Raw genomic sequence first — 18,178 nt, forward strand, 5'->3', positions numbered from 1 at the left:
ATGCAAGAGACACAGATCACAGTGATGCGAACGAAACCATCGAAGGGCTTCGAAGGTCTAAGTTGACGATGTCGGGAAACGTCTTGGGGGGCGTGCCCCGACGTCTGGGGATGTCTTGGGGGACTTCCTCAGAGATGCGTTGCCGGGGCACGCACACCGGGAAGCTTTGAGCGGCCCTCCCAGCGTGCGCTGTCCCGGCAGATCGCACACTGCGGTAGTACGAGCAGTTTTGCTCGTTCTGCTCAACCGCAGGCACAACAACCGCAGATCGTAACGAAAACAGCGAATTCAGGCGCTGTCCTCACAACGCCCGGCCGGATCCCGTGGGGGGAATCCGCACCGGGACATGGGAAGGCGCCCTGGTCGTCGGCCCGTGGGGGGACTGGCGCCGGGGCGCCTTCCGTATGCCCGCACGCAGCCGCACGCGGACACCCTTCGAACGAGACCGCCCGTCCGCTCCTCACCAACACCCGCGGGCACCTCTCGAGCGCGGCCGACCGTCCCCACCCAAGGGGCGCGGCCACCCCCCGAACACGGCCGACGTCCCCACCCAAGGGGCGCGGGCACCCCCCGAACACGGCCGACGTCCCCACCCCACGAACGCGCGGGCACCCCCCGAACACGGCCGACCGTCCCCACCCAAGGGGCGCGGGGAACTGCGCGACCAGCCCCCACCCACCCGCACTCGGCGACGCACCCCAAGGCCCCCTGACGCCCGGCCCCGGCCCCCCGCCCTGGCCCCGGACACACGACTGCCCGGGACAAAGGCCCGGGCAGTCGAACATCAGGACATCACAAGCGAGGGGCACCCGGTAGAGACCCGGCCCCCCGCCGGAGGCGCTAGCGCTGCTCGACGGGAACGAAGTCCCGCTCGACCACGCCGGTGTAGATCTGGCGCGGGCGGCCGATGCGGGAACCCGGCTCCTTGATCATCTCGTGCCACTGGGCGATCCAGCCCGGGAGGCGGCCGAGGGCGAAGAGGACCGTGAACATCTCGGTCGGGAAGCCCATGGCCCGGTAGATGAGGCCGGTGTAGAAGTCGACGTTGGGGTAGAGGTTGCGCGAGACGAAGTAGTCGTCGGAGAGCGCGTGCTCCTCCAGCTTCAGGGCGATGTCCAGCAGTTCGTCGGACTTGCCGAGGGCGGAGAGGACGTCGTGCGCGGCCGCCTTGATGATCTTGGCGCGCGGGTCGAAGGACTTGTACACCCGGTGGCCGAAGCCCATCAGGCGGACGCCGTCCTCCTTGTTCTTCACCTTGCGGATGAAGGAGTCGACGTCGCCGCCGTTGGCCTGGATGCCCTCGAGCATCTCCAGCACGGACTGGTTGGCGCCGCCGTGCAGCGGGCCCCACAGGGCGGAGATGCCGGCCGAGATCGACGCGAACATGTTGGCCTGGGACGAACCGACCAGGCGGACCGTGGACGTGGAGCAGTTCTGCTCGTGGTCCGCGTGCAGGATCAGCAGCTTGTCGAGCGCGGAGACGACGACCGGGTCGAGGTCGTACTCCTGGGCCGGCACGGAGAACGTCATGCGCAGGAAGTTCTCGACGTAGCCGAGGTCGTTGCGCGGATAGACGAACGGGTGGCCGATCGACTTCTTGTAGGCGTACGCGGCGATCGTCGGAAGCTTGGCGAGCAGCCGGATGGTGGAGAGGTTGCGCTGCTTCTCGTCGAACGGGTTGTGGCTGTCCTGGTAGAACGTGGACAGCGCGGAGACCACCGACGACAGCATGGCCATCGGGTGCGCGTCGCGCGGGAAACCGCGGTAGAAGTTCTTGACGTCCTCGTGCAGCAGGGTGTGCTGCGTGATGTCGCTCTGGAAGACGGTGAGCTCGTCGACGGTCGGCAGCTCGCCGTTGATCAGGAGGTAGGCGACCTCGAGGAAGGTCGACCGCTCGGCCAGCTGCTCGATCGGGTAGCCGCGGTACCGGAGGATGCCCTGCTCGCCGTCAAGGTAGGTGATGGCGGATTTATAGGCGGCGGTGTTGCCGTAGCCGCTGTCCAGGGTCACCAGACCGGTCTGGGCGCGGAGCTTCCCGATGTCGAAGCCCTTGTCGCCGACGGTGCTGTCGATCACCGGGTAGGTGTACTCGCCGTCGCCGTACCGCAGTACTACAGCATTGTTGGTGTGCTCGCTCACGTCATCCCTCACCGACGTTGTGCCTCTTCTTCGAGGTTGCCCTGACTGTCTCTACCATCCCCCATTTGGCGCACGAGAGTGCACTCGGGGTCGACCATTGGGCTTATCGACGGCACTCAGTGCCGCCAACTAGCTCATCCTGCCGCCTTGGTCACGGCCTGGGAAGTGCTCTGTGACCTTCGTGACTCATTTGATCGATCATTTTTTCGCCGCCCCGCGCCGCCCCACGGACCGCTCAGGTCACCGGCCCGCGAGCCGGAAGTCCAGGGCCGTGCAGCGGCGGCCCGCCGACACCGTGCGCACCGCCTGGCCGATCGCCTTGCGGGAGCCGACGAGGACGACCAGCTTTTTCGCGCGGGTGACGGCCGTGTACAGAAGATTCCGCTGCAGCATCATCCACGCTCCGGTGGTGACGGGGATCACCACCGCGGGATATTCACTTCCCTGGGACCGGTGGATGGTCACCGCGTACGCATGGGCCAGCTCGTCCAGCTCGTCGAACTCGTAGGGGACCTCCTCGTCCTCGTCGGTCAGCACCGTGAGCCGCTGGTCGACGGGATCGAGCGAGGTCACCACGCCCACGGTGCCGTTGAAGACCCCGTTCTCCCCCTTGTCGTAGTTGTTGCGGATCTGGGTGACCTTGTCGCCGACGCGGAAGACCCGGCCGCCGAATCGCTTCTCGGGCACGTCGGGGCGGCCGGGCGTGACGGCCTGCTGGAGAAGGCCGTTGAGGGCGCCGGCGCCGGCCGGGCCGCGATGCATGGGCGCCAGCACCTGCACGTCCCGGCGCGGGTCCAGGCCGAACTTGGCCGGGATGCGCCGGGCGGCCACGTCCACCGTGAGGCGGCCGGTCTCCTCGGTGTCGTCCTCGACGAAGAGGAAGAAGTCCTTCATGCCGTCGGTGACCGGGTGCTGTCCGGCGTTGATGCGGTGCGCGTTGGTCACCACGCCCGACTGCTGCGCCTGGCGGAACACGCGCGTGAGCCGCACCGCCGGGATCGGACCGCCGTCGGCCAGCAGATCGCGCAGCACCTCGCCCGCGCCGACGCTGGGCAGCTGGTCGACGTCCCCGACGAAGAGCAGGTGCGCGCCCGGCGGCACGGCCTTGACCAGCTTGTTGGCGAGGAGCAGATCCAGCATCGACGCCTCGTCGACCACCACCAGGTCGGCGTCCAATGGGCGGTCGCGGTCGTAGGCCGCGTCACCGCCGGGCTTGAGCTCCAGCAGGCGGTGGACGGTGGACGCCTCCGCGCCGGTCAGCTCGGCGAGCCGCTTGGCGGCCCGGCCGGTGGGCGCCGCCAGCACGACCTTCGCCTTCCTCGCGCGGGCCAGCTCCACGATCGAGCGGACGGTGAACGACTTGCCGCAGCCGGGGCCGCCGGTCAGCACGGCCACCTTCTCGGTCAACGCCAGCTTGACGGCCGCCTCCTGCTCGGGCGCGAGCTCCACGCGCGTACGGGACTTCAGCCACGCCAGGGCCTTGTCCCAGGACACGTCACGGAAGGCCGGCATCCGGTCCTCGTCGGTGCGCAGCAGCCGCAACAGCTGGGCGGAGAGGGAGAGTTCGGCCCGGTGGAAGGGGACCAGGTAGACCGCCGTGACGGGTTCCGCCGCGCCGTCCGGGCCCGGGACCTTCTCCCGGACGACTCCCGGGTCCTCGCCCGCCTCCGAGGGCTCGGCGAGGGGCGGCGAGGCACTCGATGACCAGGCCGGTGTCGACCTGGAGCAGCTTGACGGCGTCGGCGATCAGCCGCTCCTCGGGGAGGTAGCAGTGGCCCTGGTCGGTGGCCTGGGACAGCGCGTACTGGAGGCCCGCCTTGACCCGCTCGGGGCTGTCGTGCGGGATGCCGACGGACTGGGCGATCTTGTCGGCGGTGAGGAAGCCGATGCCCCAGACGTCGGCGGCGAGCCGGTAGGGCTGGTTCTTCACCACGGAGATGGAGGCGTCGCCGTACTTCTTGTAGATGCGCACCGCGATGGAGGTGGAGACCTCGACGGTCTGCAGGAAGAGCATGACCTCCTTGATCGCCTTCTGTTCCTCCCAGGCGTCGGCGATCTTCTTGGTGCGCTTGGGGCCGAGGCCGGGGACCTCGACGAGCCGCTTGGGCTCCTCCTCGATGATCTTCAGGGTGTCCACGCCGAAGTGCCGGGTGATGCGGTCGGCGAAGACCGGACCGATGCCCTTGACCAGGCCCGATCCCAGGTAGCGGCGGATGCCCTGGACGGTGGCGGGCAGCACGGTCGTGTAGTTCTCGACGGTGAACTGCTTGCCGTACTGCGGGTGGGAGCCCCAACGGCCCTCCATGCGCAGGGACTCGCCGACCTGGGCGCCGAGGAGCGCGCCCACGACCGTGAGGAGGTCGCCGGCGCCCCGGCCGGTGTCGACGCGGGCGACCGTGTAGCCGTTCTCCTCGTTGGCGTACGTGATGCGCTCGAGCACGCCTTCCAGCGTGGCCGTCCGCCGCTCGCCCGCCGCCTGGGCGGCCCCCGTCTGTTGGGACATGAACCGACCGTACCGCCCGGCACCGACAACCCGGTCCGCCCGGAACCGACTGCACGGCCCGGCGGGCGACGACAGCCCGGTCCGGCGGGCAGCCGGGGTCAGTCCCTGTCGACGATCACGCAGGTACCGACCACGTAACCGGTGACACCGCTCCTCGTGACCTTCACCCAGCGCTTGCTGACGATGCCGCACTTCTCGTAAGAGGAGGTCCCGTAGTACATCGTGCAGTCCGCCGGCGCGCTCTGGCCCTTGTTGAGCTGGGCGAGGCCCGTGCCGCCGGTGCTCTTCGTGGCCCGGATGACGACGGTCTCGAGGGCCTTGGCGGTGCAGCTCGCCGCGGACGCGGGGGTCGCGACGACGATGGTGGTCCCGAGTCCCAGGGCGGCGGCCCCGATCGTCGCTGCGAGTATCCGGCCTGCGCGCATGTCCACTACTCCCCTGTCGGCTGGCGCGGGCATGTCACCCGCGACGGACAGGGGCAGCCTAGGACAGGCCCCCGGACGCGCCAGGCGTCCCCCAGGGGGCCGCACATCACGATCCGGTTGCGGGATGGGGCGGAGGGGTTGATTCCGGCTCGTGTAATCGATTCCATTCCTCCGTGCACGTCGATGTAATCGATTCCACGCATGGATCCACGCACTGCTCCACGCATGGCTCCATGCGGCGATTCCCCGACGCGTCCCCCGTACACACGACCCGAGTCCACAAGGAGGTGGCACGGCGATGGCGAGCATCAAGGACGTCGCTGCCGAGGCGGGGGTCTCCGTCGCCACGGTGTCCCGCGTCCTGAACGACCATCCGTCGGTCAGCGCGGACGCACGCACGCGCGTGCTGGCCGCCGTGCAGACGCTGGGCTACCGCCCGAACGCCGTGGCCCGGTCGCTGCGCACCGACCAGACCCACACCCTCGGCCTCGTCATCAGCGACGTGATGAACCCCTACTTCACCGAACTGGCCCGCTCCGTCGAGGAGGCGGCCCGCGCGCTCGGTTACAGCGTCATCATCGGCAACGCCGACGAGCGGCCCGACCTGCAGGACCACCATGTGCGCACCCTGCTGGACCGCCGCATCGACGGGCTCCTCGTCTCCCCCACCGACGGCGGCTCGCCGCTGATGCTGGACGCCGCGCGCGGGGGCACCCCGATGGTGTTCGTCGACCGGTGGATCCCGGGCGTCGACGTGCCCGTGGTGCGGGCGGACGGAGCGGCCGCCGTGCGCGACCTCGTGGCGCATCTGCACGGGCTCGGACACCGGCGGCTCGCCATCATCGCGGGCCCGGCGGCCACCACCACCGGCAGCGAGCGCGTCGACGCGTTCCGGGCCGCCCTCGCCGAGTACGGCCTTCCCCTCCCCGACGCCTACATCGGGCAGGGCGACTTCCAGGCGGAGAGCGGGCGGCGGGTCACCGAGGGTTTCCTCGACCTGCCCGAGCCGCCCGAGGTCGTGTTCGCCGCCGACAACCTGATGGCACTGGGCGCGCTGGACGCCGTACGCGCGCGCGGGCTGCGCGTGCCGGACGACCTGGCGCTCGCCGCGTTCGACGACATCCCGTGGTTCGTGCACACCGACCCGCCGGTCACGGCGATCGCCCAGCCGACCGGCGAGCTCGGCCGGGCCGCCGTGCGGGCGCTCGTCGACCGCATCGAGGGGCGGCCGCCCCGGTCCGTCACCTTCGCCGCCCGTCTCGTCGTGCGCCGCTCGTGCGGCGAGCCCGCCTCTCAAGGGCCGCCCGCTCCGCGGGAGTTCCCCGCCTCCCAGGAGCCGCCCGCTCCCGAGGAGTTCCCCGCCTCCCAGGAGACGTCCCCCGTAACGAACAGGAGCCAGACGTGAGCGACCCGGACGAGTTGCTGCGCATCGAGGGCATACGCAAGACCTTCCCCGGCGTGGTCGCGCTCGACAGCGTCGACTTCGACCTGCGGCGGGGCGAGGTGCATGTGCTGCTCGGCGAGAACGGCGCGGGCAAGAGCACCCTCATCAAGATGCTCTCCGGCGCCTACACGCCCGACGCCGGGCGGATCCTGGCCGGCGGCGAGGAGGTGCGCATCCACGACGCGCAGGCCGCCGCACGCCTCGGTATCGCCACCATCTACCAGGAGTTCAACCTCGTCCCCGATCTGACGGTCGCCGAGAACATCTTCCTGGGACGGCAGCCCCGCCGGTTCGGGATGATCGACCGGAAGAAGATGGAGGCGGACGCCGCCGTCCTGCTGGAGCGGGTCGGGGTGAACGTGTCGCCGCGCGCGTGCGTGCGGGAGCTCGGCATCGCCCGGCTGCAGATGGTCGAGATCGCCAAGGCGCTCAGCCTGGACGCCCGCGTGCTGATCATGGACGAGCCGACCGCCGTGCTGACCTCCGAGGAGGTCGACAAGCTCTTCGCCATCGTGCGCAGGCTGCGCGAGGACGGCGTCGGCATCGTCTTCATCACGCATCACCTGGAGGAGATCGCCGCCCTCGGCGACCGGGTCACGGTCATCCGGGACGGGAAGTCGGTCGGCCAGGTGCCCGCCACGACGCCCGAGGACGAGCTCGTCCGGCTCATGGTGGGCCGTTCCATCGAGCAGCAGTACCCGAGGCAGCGCGCCGAGACGGGGGCCGCTCTGCTGTCCGTCGAGGGGCTGACCCGGGACGGCGTCTTCCACGACGTCAGCTTCGAGGTGCACGCCGGAGAGGTCGTCGGCATCGCGGGGCTGGTCGGCGCGGGTCGTACCGAAGTGGTACGGGCCGTCTTCGGGGCGGACCCGTACGACCGTGGCGCCGTGCGGGTCGGGGGCGCCCGGCTGCCCGGGTACGACGTGACGGCCGCGATGGCCGCCGGGATCGGGCTCGTGCCCGAGGACCGCAAGGGCCAGGGGCTGGTGCTCGACCAGTCGGTCGAGGAGAACCTCGGGCTCGTGACCATGCGGGCCGCGACCCGTGGCGGGCTGGTGGACCTCAAGGGTCAGCACGAGGCGGCGGCGCGGATCGCCGGGCAGCTCGGCGTGCGGATGGCCGGGCTCGGCCAGCAGGTGCGCACCCTGTCCGGGGGCAACCAGCAGAAGGTCGTCATCGGCAAGTGGCTGCTGGCCGACACCAGGGTGCTGATCCTCGACGAGCCGACGCGCGGCATCGACGTCGGCGCGAAGGTCGAGATCTACCAGCTGATCAACGAGCTGACGGCCGCCGGGGCCGCCGTCCTGATGATCTCCAGCGATCTGCCCGAGGTGCTCGGCATGAGCGACCGGGTGCTGGTGATGGCCCAGGGCCGGATCGCGGGCGAGCTGTCGGCGCAGGACGCGAGCCAGGACACCGTGATGGCCCTGGCCGTGAGCACCCCCGGTGCCTCTGGCACCCCCGGTACCCCTGACACCCCTCATACCTCCAGTACCCCCAGTACCCCTGACAACCCTCCGACAACTGAAGTGGAGGCCGGCCGTGGCCGCTGACACGCATCTGAGCTCGACGGGCGCCGGTGGCGGTGCCGCGGCGGTCCGCCGTCTGCTCCTCGACAACGGCGCGCTCACCGCGCTGATCGTCCTCGTCATCGCCATGTCGGCGCTGTCGGGCGACTTCCTGACCACGGACAACCTGCTCAACGTGGGCGTCCAGGCGGCCGTGACCGCCATCCTCGCCTTCGGCGTGACCTTCGTGATCGTCGCGGCGGGCATCGACCTGTCGGTCGGCTCGGTGGCGGCGCTGTCGGCCACCGTGCTCGCCTGGAGCGCGACCCAGCACGGCGTGCCGGTGGCACTGGCCGTGGTGCTGGCCGTCGCCACCGGCATCGCGGCCGGTCTGGTGAACGGTTTCCTCATCGCGTACGGCAAGCTGCCGCCGTTCATCGCGACGCTCGCGATGCTGTCCGTGGCGCGCGGTCTGTCACTGGTGATCTCCGAGGGCTCCCCGATCGCCTTCCCCGACTCGGTCTCGCACCTCGGCGACACGCTCGGCGGCTGGCTGCCGGCGCCGGTGCTCGTCATGATCGTCATGGGTCTGCTCGCCGCGTTCGTGCTGGGCCGCACGTACATCGGCCGTTCGATGTACGCGATCGGCGGCAACGAGGAGGCGGCCCGGCTGTCGGGTCTGCGGGTGAAGAAGCAGAAGCTCGCCATCTACGCGCTGTCCGGGGTGTTCGCGGCGGTGGCGGGCGTCGTGCTCGCCGCCCGGCTGTCCTCGGCGCAGCCGCAGGCCGCCGACGGCTACGAGCTCGACGCGATCGCCGCGGTCGTCATCGGCGGCGCCTCCCTCGCGGGTGGCACGGGCAAGGCCTCCGGCACCCTGATCGGCGCGCTGATCCTCGCGGTGCTGCGCAACGGCCTGAACCTGCTGTCGGTCTCGGCCTTCTGGCAGCAGGTCGTCATCGGTGTGGTCATCGCGCTGGCGGTGCTGCTCGACACCGTGCGCCGCAAGGCGGGGGCGACCCCGGTGGCGGCCGGGACCGGCTCGGGCGGGAGCAAGGGCCGGCAGACGGCGACGTACGGACTCGCGGCGGTCGTCACCGTGGCGATCGTGGGCGCGACCTCGTTCCTGCACGGCGGCGGTTCGTCGACCGCGAACCCGCGGATCGGTCTGGCGCTGTCCACGCTGAACAACCCGTTCTTCGTGCAGATCCAGGCGGGCGCGAAGACCGAGGCGAAGAAGCTGGGCGTGGACCTGACGGTCACCGACGCGCAGAACGACGCCTCGCAGCAGGCCAACCAGCTGCAGAACTTCACCAGTTCGGGCCTCGACTCGATCATCGTCAACCCGGTGGACTCGGACGCGGCGGGCAACTCGGTGAAGGCCGCCGACAAGGCGAAGATCCCGGTCATCGCGGTCGATCGGGGCGTCAACAAGGCCACGGTGGACGCGCTGGTCGCCTCCGACAACGTGGCGGGCGGCGAGCTGGCCGCGAAGACGGTCGCCGAGAAGCTGGGCGGCACCGGCAAGATCGTGATCCTCCAGGGCCAGGCCGGCACGTCGGCGGCCCGGGAGCGGGCGGAGGGCTTCGCCAAGGGGCTGAAGGCCTACCCGGGCATCCGGGTGCTCGCCCAGCAGCCGGCCGACTTCGACCGCACCAAGGGACTCGACGTGATGTCGAACCTGCTCCAGGCCCACCCGGACGTGCAGGGCGTCATCGCCGCCAACGACGAGATGGCGCTCGGCGCTATCAAGGCGCTCGGCGCGAAGGCCGGCACGTCGGTCCAGGTCGTCGGCTTCGACGGAACTCCGGACGGGCTGAAGGCCGTTGAACAGGGCACGCTGTACGCGTCCGTGGCGCAGCAGCCGTCACAGCTCGGGAAGATCGCCGTGGACAACGCGGTGAAGGCGCTGCAGGGCAAGAAGGTCGAGGAGACGGTGAAGGTGCCGGTGAAGGTGGTCACGAAGGCGAACGTGGCCGGGTTCAGCGGCTGACATCGAACACGAAGGCGGGCGGTCACCCTTCTCGGGACCGCCCGCCTCACGTCACGTTTCAGGGGAGTCACTTCATGTACGACTACGACCTTCTGGTCGTGGGGTCGGCCAACGCCGACCTGGTGATCGACGTCGAGCGGCGTCCGGGCGCCGGAGAGACGGTGCTCGGCGGCGACCTGGCGGTCCACCCCGGTGGCAAGGGTGCCAACCAGGCCGTCGCGGCGGCCCGTCTCGGCGCGCGTACGGCCCTGCTGGCCCGGGTCGGCGACGACGCGCACGGCCGGCTGCTGCTCGACTCGCAGCGGGCGGCCGGGGTCGACACGGCGGGCGTCCTGGTGGGCGGGGCGCCGACCGGCGTCGCACTGATCACGGTGGACCCGTCGGGCGACAACAGCATCGTCGTCTCACCGGGCGCGAACGGCCGGCTGACGCCGGCGGACGTCCAGAACGCCGACCGCCTCCTGCGGTCCTCCCGGGTGGTGTCGGCACAGCTGGAGATCCCGCTGGAGACGGTCGTGGCGGTCGCGGCGAGCCTGGAGCCGGGCAGCCTCTTCGTGCTGAACCCCTCCCCGCCGCGTCCGCTGCCCGCCGTGCTGCTCGCGGCCTGCGACACCCTGATCGTCAATGAGCACGAGGCGAAGGTGATCCTCGGCGAGGAGTGCCCCGGCGGTGCCCCCGAGGACTGGGCGCGGACCCTGCTCGCCAGGGGGCCGAAGTCCGTGGTCGTGACGCTGGGTTCGGAAGGCGCGCTGGTGGCGACCGCGGAGGGCGTCGCCCGGATCGCGTCCGTGATGGTGGACGCCGTGGACACGACGGGTGCGGGCGACTCCTTCACGGCGGCGTTGGCGTGGAAGCTGGGCACGGGCTCGTCCCTGGCCGAGGCCGCGGCGTACGCCGCGCGGGTCGGGGCGGTCGCCGTGACCCGGCGTGGCGCGCAGGAGTCGTTCCCGACGGCGGACGAGGTCGAGGCGCTCGCTTCCGGGGACGGTGAGGTCCGGTGAAGAAGGCCGGGATCCTCAACCGTCATCTCGCCGGGTCGCTGGCCGAGTTGGGGCACGGCGACGGGGTGCTGGTGTGCGACGCCGGCATGCCGATACCGGACGGGCCCCGGGTCGTCGACCTCGCCTTCCGGGCGGGGATTCCCTCGTTCGCGGAGGTGGTCGACGGGCTGCTCGACGAACTGGTCGTGGAGGGGGCGACGGCGGCGGAGGAGGTCCGGGAGGCGAACCCGGCGGCGGCCGGGCTGCTGGCGGACCGCTTCCCGGCACTGTCGTACGTCTCGCACGAGGAGCTGAAGGAGCTGTCGGCGGGAGCCCGACTGGTCGTCCGCACGGGCGAGGCACGGCCGTACGCGAACGTGCTGCTCAGGTGTGGGGTCTTCTTCTGAGACCCGCCGACGGGACCTGCCGGCCCGGCGTGAAGCTTCGAGGGGGCCTGGTCCGTGGACCAGGCCCCCTCGGCTTTTCCCCTCCGTACCAGAACCCCCGCGATCCCCCCGGATCCCCCTCCAGAAGCCCTGACGCCACGTATGACACGCGGAGTTGCGGAAGGGTTGCACGGCTTCCGGAAATTTCTGGCAGCCCTTCCGACGCCCCGCAGCGGTGCGAACAGCGGAGCGAGCAGAACGGGCCAAAGGCACATGCCGGATGCATCAAACACCTCCCGGGCTCATTGCATCACTTGTCATGCCGTGCACCTGGCTGCTGGACCGCCTACCCCGCTGACCTGCGGCGTCACACCCTGGCACCACCGGGGCCGCCCATCGCCCACACCGGCGGGGCGGCCCCTTCGCCGCTCCCGGAGCCACCAGCACTAGACAGACGGCGCGGGCGCCCCGGGGGCGGGCGGCAGGGGGTCGGAGACGAACCAGCCACGCTGCGGAACGGCGTACACCCAGCTTTCGTCCGCCAGCAGGCCGAGTCCTCGCCGCACGGTGGTCCGCGCGATGCCGTACTTCTGCACAAGCTGAGCCTCGCTCGGCAGCATCCGCCCGGGCTGCCAGTCGCCGCGTTGGATCTGCGCCCGCAGAATCTCGGCCAGCTGCCGGTACGGGGTCAGTGGCGCTCCGTGGTCGATCTCAGCGTCGGGGTTCATGGAGACGACGCTAGGCAATGGGAGTGCTACTCACACTTTGGGATACGTATCGCTACGAAGCGATACAAGGCGATACGATGGGATCCGCCCAACGAAAGCGCCCCGGCGGGAAGGGTGAGAGCTTCCGTGCCGGGGCTGAGCCGACTACAGAGGAGTCGACCTGTGCGCAGCCTACTTTCCGCGATCCTGAGCCTTTTCCTGCCGCCGCGCGGAGCGCACCGGGCCCCCGGGGGCCCGGAGTTCCGGACCGCCCCTCCGTGCGTTCCCCCGCGCCGGGCGCGGTCGTGCCCCGCGGACGTGATCCTCGCCGACGGCCTGCCCCTGGTCAGGCCGTACCTCGCCGTCTGGGAACGTGAACGCGACGCCCTGGACCGCGGGCGCCTCCAGCGGGAACGGCGGCGCGCGGCGGTCCTCGCCACCCTTGGACAGGACTACGTCCCGGCGGAGGCCGCCGCGTGAGCGCGCGACGGTTCCGCAGCCTCGGCGTCGACCCCGCCACGGGCAAGGAGGCGTTCGTGGTCGCGCGTTCCGGCGGCGTGCTGGAGGAACTGGCCGACGCGCACGCGCTGAAGGCCTCCGCCGTCCTGGTGACGGTCGTCGGGGCCGTACTGGAGGCCGGCAGGTCGTCCGACGCCGAACTCGCCGCCTTCGTGCCGTCGCTGCACGCCGCGCTCGAGGAATGTGTCGGCATCATGGCGGCGGACAGGGAGCGCTCGGCATAGCCGGGCGGCCGCGCACCCGCGCCCGCCCGGGGCCGCTGGGCCGTCAGTAGCCGAGGCCCCTGAAATGCAGGACTGCGGACCGCAGTTCGGCGTCGAGGAGGAGATCGAGGATCTCCTCCTCCCCCGCGAACAGGGCGTCGGCCGCCGGATGGCCGGACTGGTGGAACATGGCGACCAGGACATCGATGAGGGGACGGTTCCAGGTGACCCGGACGATCTCCGTCGCCTTGTCACGCTGGCCGTTGTCCATGGCTATGCGCCACAGCTCGACGGAGTGCCTGGCCGTCGCGTAGGCGTCCCTGCGTCCCTCGACCAGGACCGCTCTGGCGTTCAGGCCGAACACCTCGATACAGGCCTCCCCCCGGCCGGTCAGGCCCCGGTACGTTCCGAGCGATCCCGCCGGATCGTCCGCCCACGGGCCACGGCGGGCGACGCTGGTCTGCCCTTTTGTGTACCTGATCTCGTCGAGGCTGGGCAGAACGCCCCGGCGGCCCGCAACCCTGCCGGCTGAGCCGTCGCGGGGCGTCGTCCAGCGCAGGCCGGCCCAGAAGGAACCTGCTGGCGGGCGGCCCTGCGAGAACCGGTCGTGCTTAGCGTCCCGGGTGATCTCGACGGATCCGGCTGACGCACATGGACGGCGGCGTCCGTTCGTCGGGGTGTCGCGCCCGATCCTACGACCGTGGCCTGCCCGTTCGTATCAGAAGCGGGCAGGCCACCGGACTCTCAGGCTGCTGTCAGGCTGCCGTGTGGGACACGAAGCGTTGCGCGGTCTCGGCGAGGACCTCCCGGCCGTCCCGCGCCCACAGGCCGTCGTTGAACAGCTCGACCTCGATCGCGCCCGTGTAGCCGGCCGCCTCCACGTAGCCCTGCCACTCGCGCATGTCGATCGCGCCGTCGCCGATCTGGCCGCGGCCGGTCAGCACGCCCTCGGGGAGCGGGGTCGTCCAGTCGGCGAGCTGGAAGGTGTGGATGCGGCCGCCCGCGCCCGCGCGGGCGATCTGGGCGGGAGCCTGGTCGTCCCACCAGATGTGGTACGTGTCGACGGTGACGCCGACCTGATGGGCCGGGAAGCGTTCGGCCAGGTCGAGGGCCTGGGCGAGGGTCGAGACCACGCAGCGGTCGGCGGCGTACATGGGGTGCAGCGGCTCGATGGCCAGTTTCACCCCGTGCTCCTCGGCGTAGGGGCCGAGGACTGCGAGGGCGTCGGCGATGCGTTCGCGGGCGCCGTGCAGGTCCTTGGAGCCGGCGGGCAGGCCGCCGGAGACCAGGACGAGCACCTCGGTGCCGAGGGCCGCCGCCTCGTCGACCGCCCGGCGGTTGTCGGCGAGGGCCGCCGCCCGCTCGTCCGGGTCGGTCGCCGTGAGGAAGCCGCCGCGGCACAGGGTCGTCACCGTCAGGCCCGCGTCGCGGACCAGTTTGGCCGTCGCCTCCACGCCGTACGTCTGCACGGGCTCGCGCCACAGGCCGACGTTCGTCACGCCCAGGTCACCGCAGGCGACGACCAGGTCGGGCAGCGACAGCTGCTTCACCGTCATCTGGTTGATGGAGAAGCGGGTCAGGTCCAGGTCGCTCACCGGGTCACTCCGTACAGGGCGAGCAGGTTCTTCATCCGCTCCTCGGCCAGCTTCGGGTCCGGGAACAGGCCGAGGCCGTCGGCGAGTTCGTAGGCGCGGGCGAAGTGCGGGAGGGAGCGGGCCGACTGCAGGCCGCCGACCATCGTGAAGTGCGACTGGTGGCCTGCCAGCCAGGCCAGGAACACCACGCCCGTCTTGTAGAAGCGGGTGGGGGTCTGGAAGAGGTGGCGGGAGAGTTCGACCGTCGGGTCCAGCAACGAGCGGAAACCCGTTACGTTCCCCGTGTCGAGGACGCGGACCGCCTCCGCCGCCAGCGGGCCCAGCGGGTCGAAGATGCCGAGGAGGGCGTGGCTGAAACCCTTCTCGTCGCCCGCGATCAGCTCCGGGTAGTTGAAGTCGTCGCCGGTGTAGCAGCGCACGCCCTGCGGCAGCCTGCGCCGGATGTCGATCTCGCGCCCGGCGTCCAGCAGCGAGACCTTGATGCCCTCCACCTTGTCGGGGTGGGCGGCGATGACCTCGAGGAAGGTCTCCGTGGCCGCGTCCAGGTCGGAGGAGCCCCAGTAGCCGTCCAGCGCCGGGTCGAACATCGGGCCCAGCCAGTGCAGGATCACCGGCTCGGCGGACTGGCGCAGGAGATGGCCGTAGACGTCCAGGTAGTCCTCGGGGCCGGTCGCCGCCGCGGCCAGGGCGCGCGACGCCATCAGGATGGAGCGCGCGCCGGAGGCCTCGACGAGGGCGAGCTGCTCCTCGTAGGCCGCGCGGACCTCGGCGAGCGTGCCGCCGGCGGTGAGCTGGTCGGTGCCGACGCCGCAGGCGATGCGGCCGCCGACGGCCTTGGCCTCGGCGGCGGAGCGGCGGATCAGTTCGGCCGCGCCCGCCCAGTCCAGGCCCATGCCGCGCTGGGCGGTGTCCATCGCCTCGGCGACGCCGAGCCCGTGGGACCACAGGTGGCGGCGGAAGGCGAGGGTGGCGTCCCAGTCGACGGCGGCGGGCGAGTCGGGCGACACGTCCGCGAACGGGTCGGCGACGACGTGCGCCGCCGAGTAGACCGTGCGGGAGGTGAAGGGCGCGCCGGTGGTGAGGGCGAGCGGCTCGGTGCGGGGTTCGTAGGTCCGCAGGGCGCCGCTCGCGTCGGGCAGCTGGATCGTCACAGCGTGACCTCCGGGACCTCGAGGCGGCGGCCCTCGGCGGAGGACTTCAGGCCGAGCTCGGCGAGCTGGACGCCGCGGGCGCCGGCCAGCAGGTCCCAGTGGTAGGGGGCGTCGGCGTAGACGTGCTTGAGGAACAGCTCCCACTGAGCCTTGAAGCCGTTGTCGAACTCGCCGTTGTCGGGGACCTCCTGCCACTGGTCGCGGAAGACCTCGGTGGCGGGGATGTCGGGGTTCCAGACCGGCTTGGGGGTCGCGGAGCGGTGCTGGACGCGGCAGTTGCGCAGTCCGGCGACGGCCGAGCCCTCGGTGCCGTCGACCTGGAACTCGACGAGCTCGTCGCGGTTGACGCGGACGGTCCAGGAGGAGTTGATCTGCGCGATGGCGCCGCCCTCGAGCTCGAAGACGCCGTAGGCGGCGTCGTCGGCGGTGGCGTCGTAGGGCTTGTCCTGCTCGTCCCAGCGCTGCGGGATATGGGTGGCGGTGAGCGCCTGGACGGACTTCACCCGGCCGAACAGCTCGTGCAGGACGTACTCCCAGTGCGGGAACATGTCGACGACGATGCCGCCGCCGTCCTCCGCGCGGTAGTTCCACGACGGGCGCTGCGCGGCCTGCCAGTCGCCCTCGAAGACCCAGTAGCCGAACTCGCCGCGGACGGAGAGGATCCGGCCGAAGAAGCCGCCGTCGATGAGGCGCTTGAGCTTGAGCAGGCCCGGCAGGAACAGCTTGTCCTGGACCACGCCGTGCTTGACGCCCGCGGCGGTGGCCAGCCGGGCCAGCTCCAGAGCGCCGTCGAGGCCGGTGGCGGTGGGCTTCTCGGTGTAGATGTGCTTGCCGGCGGCTACGGCCTTGCGGATCGCCTCCTCGCGGGCGGAGGTGACCTGGGCGTCGAAATAGATCTCGACGGTCGGGTCGGCGAGGACCGCGTCGAGGTCGGTGGAGACGTTCCGCGGGTCCAGTCCGTGCTGCTCGGCGAGCGCCTTCAGGGCATGCTCCCGACGACCGAGAAGGACCGGTTCCGGCCACAGCACGGTGCCGTCGCCGAGGTCGAGGCCGCCCTGTTCGCGGAGGGCGAGGATGGAGCGGACCAGGTGCTGGCGGTAACCCATGCGCCCGGTCACGCCGTTCATGGCGATACGCACCGTCTTGCGTGTCACGTCGATCCCTTCGTAGGCGTCGTGCGCAGGGTGCCTGCGCGTTCCGCACGCGGTTGTGCGCGCCGCGTACGCCTCATTCCTGATCAGCGTTACAGCAAGCGCTTTCTATACAGGAAGAAGCTAGCCTCTGACCGGTGGTCCGGACAAGACCGTGTCCATCCCGAGTTGTTCGAGGGGGCGAACAACAGGGGTCCCGGGCCGTAAGGTCTGCTCGACACGCCCGAACCGCGCTCACCGAGCCGCGGTCCACCAGGGCGGATGACGACTTACGACGAGATGCGTGACCGGAGGACTGACGAGATGACGGTGACCCTGGCGGACGTGGCGGCCCGCGCGCAGGTCTCGCCCGCGACGGTGTCGCGCGTGCTGAACGGAAACTATCCCGTCGCCGCTTCCACCCGGGAACGGGTGCTGCGCGCGGTCGACGAGCTCGACTACGTGCTGAACGGGCCGGCGAGCGCGCTGGCGGCGGCGACCTCCGACCTCGTGGGCATCCTGGTGAACGACATCGCGGACCCCTTCTTCGGGATCATGGCGAGCGCGATCCAGTCGGAGATCGGGGGGCCGGGCGGCCGGGCCGGAGGCGAACGGCTCGCGGTGGTCTGCAACACCGGGGGCTCGCCGGAACGGGAGCTGACCTATCTGACGCTGCTCCAGCGGCAGCGGGCCGCGGCCGTCGTGCTGACCGGCGGGGCCATGGAGAACGAGCCGCACGCGGCCGCCGTCGCGGCCAAGCTGCGCAAGCTGGGCGAGGCGGGCACCCGCGTGGTGCTGTGCGGGCGTCCGCCGGCGCCGGAGACCGCGGCGATCGCGCTGACCTTCGACAACCGCGGAGGCGGGCGTGAGCTGACCGAGCACCTCCTCGGCCTCGGACACCGGCGGCTCGGCTACATCGCCGGGCCCGAGGAGCGCACGACCACCCGGCACCGGCTGGAGGGACACCGGGCGGCACTGGCCGCGGCCGGCGTCGAGGAGGACCCGCGCTGGACCGTGCACGGGCCCTACGACCGGCGGGCGGGCTACGAGGCGACGCTGGAACTGCTGCGCCGGGACCCGTCCCTTACGGCGGTGGTGGCCGCCAACGACTCCGTCGCCCTGGGCGCCTGCGCGGCCCTGCGCGACTCGGGCCTGCGCATCCCGGACGACGTCTCGGTGGCCGGCTTCGACGACCTGCCCTTCAGCATCGACGCGGTGCCCTCCCTGACGACCGTGCGGCTGCCGCTGGCCGAGGCGGGAGCCCGGGCGGGCCGCATCGCCATGGGCCGCGAGGAGCCGCCGCCGGGCGGGATCGCGACGGTACGGGGCGAGTTGATGGTGCGCGGCTCCACGGGCGTACCGCGAGCGGCGTCGGACGAGACACGGACGGCGGGGGCGGGGCGGCGGGGGGCTTCGGGCGCGGGCGCGGGCGCGGCTAAGGCTGCGGCCGTGGGCGAGGCGCAGGCGTCCTCGGCTGACCTGACCTGATCCGAGCCCT

The 18,178-nt window shown here is 71.3% G+C and carries 14 protein-coding genes and 2 pseudogenes; 8 read left to right on the forward strand and 8 right to left on the reverse strand.

The features are described 5' to 3' along the window. Positions 1-840: 840 nt before the first annotated feature. The 3 genes and pseudogenes from QF032_RS14700 to QF032_RS14710 all read right to left on the reverse strand — a co-directional run bounded on the left by QF032_RS14700 (position 841) and on the right by QF032_RS14710 (position 5,067). Positions 841-2,139, reverse strand: a complete 1,299-nt coding sequence (locus tag QF032_RS14700; protein WP_307043109.1) for a citrate synthase — start codon at positions 2,137-2,139, stop codon at positions 841-843. Positions 2,140-2,379: 240 nt separating this feature from the next. Continuing rightward, positions 2,380-4,642 (reverse strand): annotated as a pseudogene (gene recD2, locus QF032_RS14705) (SF1B family DNA helicase RecD2). Between the two features lie 98 nt (positions 4,643-4,740). After that, positions 4,741-5,067, reverse strand: coding sequence for a hypothetical protein (locus QF032_RS14710; RefSeq protein ID WP_306952197.1), 327 nt, complete (start codon positions 5,065-5,067; stop codon positions 4,741-4,743). Between the two features lie 298 nt (positions 5,068-5,365). Between QF032_RS14710 and QF032_RS14715 the strand changes: the two genes are divergently transcribed. From QF032_RS14715 to rbsD, 5 genes are all read left to right on the forward strand, one after another. Beyond that, a complete protein-coding gene (locus tag QF032_RS14715; RefSeq protein WP_307056184.1) occupies positions 5,366-6,472 on the forward strand; it encodes a LacI family DNA-binding transcriptional regulator in 1,107 nt (368 codons plus the stop codon). Continuing rightward, the gene (locus tag QF032_RS14720) at positions 6,469-8,064 is read left to right on the forward strand and encodes a sugar ABC transporter ATP-binding protein (protein ID WP_307056185.1); all 1,596 of its coding nucleotides are present in this window, start codon (positions 6,469-6,471) and stop codon (positions 8,062-8,064) included. Before QF032_RS14715 ends, QF032_RS14720 begins: the two co-directional genes overlap by 4 nt. After that, a complete protein-coding gene (locus QF032_RS14725) occupies positions 8,054-10,009 on the forward strand; it encodes an ABC transporter permease/substrate-binding protein (protein WP_307056186.1) in 1,956 nt (651 codons plus the stop codon). The genes QF032_RS14720 and QF032_RS14725 overlap by 11 nt, the downstream gene beginning before the upstream one ends. 74 nt (positions 10,010-10,083) lie before the next feature. After that, entirely contained in the window at positions 10,084-11,010 is a 927-nt protein-coding gene (locus QF032_RS14730; protein WP_307056187.1) for a ribokinase, read from the forward strand. Beyond that, positions 11,007-11,396, forward strand: a complete 390-nt coding sequence (gene rbsD, locus QF032_RS14735; protein ID WP_307056188.1) for a D-ribose pyranase — start codon at positions 11,007-11,009, stop codon at positions 11,394-11,396. The genes QF032_RS14730 and rbsD overlap by 4 nt, the downstream gene beginning before the upstream one ends. 425 nt (positions 11,397-11,821) lie before the next feature. On the opposite strand, the gene QF032_RS14740 is transcribed toward rbsD, so the two are convergent. Next, positions 11,822-12,103, reverse strand: coding sequence for a GntR family transcriptional regulator (locus QF032_RS14740; protein ID WP_307056189.1), 282 nt, complete (start codon positions 12,101-12,103; stop codon positions 11,822-11,824). Between the two features lie 297 nt (positions 12,104-12,400). Here QF032_RS14740 and QF032_RS14745 point away from each other — a divergent pair, with 297 nt between their 5' ends. Then, on the forward strand, positions 12,401-12,562 hold the full coding sequence (locus QF032_RS14745) for a hypothetical protein (RefSeq protein ID WP_307043126.1): 162 nt from the start codon (positions 12,401-12,403) through the stop codon (positions 12,560-12,562). After that, on the forward strand, positions 12,559-12,825 hold the full coding sequence (locus QF032_RS14750) for a hypothetical protein (protein WP_307056190.1): 267 nt from the start codon (positions 12,559-12,561) through the stop codon (positions 12,823-12,825). The genes QF032_RS14745 and QF032_RS14750 overlap by 4 nt, the downstream gene beginning before the upstream one ends. Positions 12,826-12,868: 43 nt before the next feature. On the opposite strand, the gene QF032_RS14755 is transcribed toward QF032_RS14750, so the two are convergent. The 4 genes from QF032_RS14755 to QF032_RS14770 form a co-directional block, all read right to left on the reverse strand. Continuing rightward, the gene (locus QF032_RS14755) at positions 12,869-13,168 is read right to left on the reverse strand and encodes a hypothetical protein (protein ID WP_307043130.1); all 300 of its coding nucleotides are present in this window, start codon (positions 13,166-13,168) and stop codon (positions 12,869-12,871) included. Positions 13,169-13,559: 391 nt separating this feature from the next. Next, entirely contained in the window at positions 13,560-14,399 is an 840-nt protein-coding gene (locus tag QF032_RS14760) for a sugar phosphate isomerase/epimerase family protein (RefSeq protein ID WP_307043132.1), read from the reverse strand. Beyond that, entirely contained in the window at positions 14,396-15,550 is a 1,155-nt protein-coding gene (locus tag QF032_RS14765; protein WP_307043134.1) for a dihydrodipicolinate synthase family protein, read from the reverse strand. Before QF032_RS14765 ends, QF032_RS14760 begins: the two co-directional genes overlap by 4 nt. After that, a complete protein-coding gene (locus QF032_RS14770) occupies positions 15,547-16,704 on the reverse strand; it encodes a Gfo/Idh/MocA family protein (RefSeq protein ID WP_306952183.1) in 1,158 nt (385 codons plus the stop codon). Before QF032_RS14770 ends, QF032_RS14765 begins: the two co-directional genes overlap by 4 nt. 300 nt (positions 16,705-17,004) lie before the next feature. Here QF032_RS14770 and QF032_RS14775 point away from each other — a divergent pair. Then, positions 17,005-18,045: pseudogene (locus QF032_RS14775) on the forward strand (LacI family DNA-binding transcriptional regulator); the annotation flags it as partial. Positions 18,046-18,178 lie beyond the last annotated feature (133 nt).

The organism is Streptomyces achromogenes (genome assembly GCF_030816715.1).
GTDB classification, from domain to species: domain Bacteria; phylum Actinomycetota; class Actinomycetes; order Streptomycetales; family Streptomycetaceae; genus Streptomyces; species Streptomyces achromogenes_A.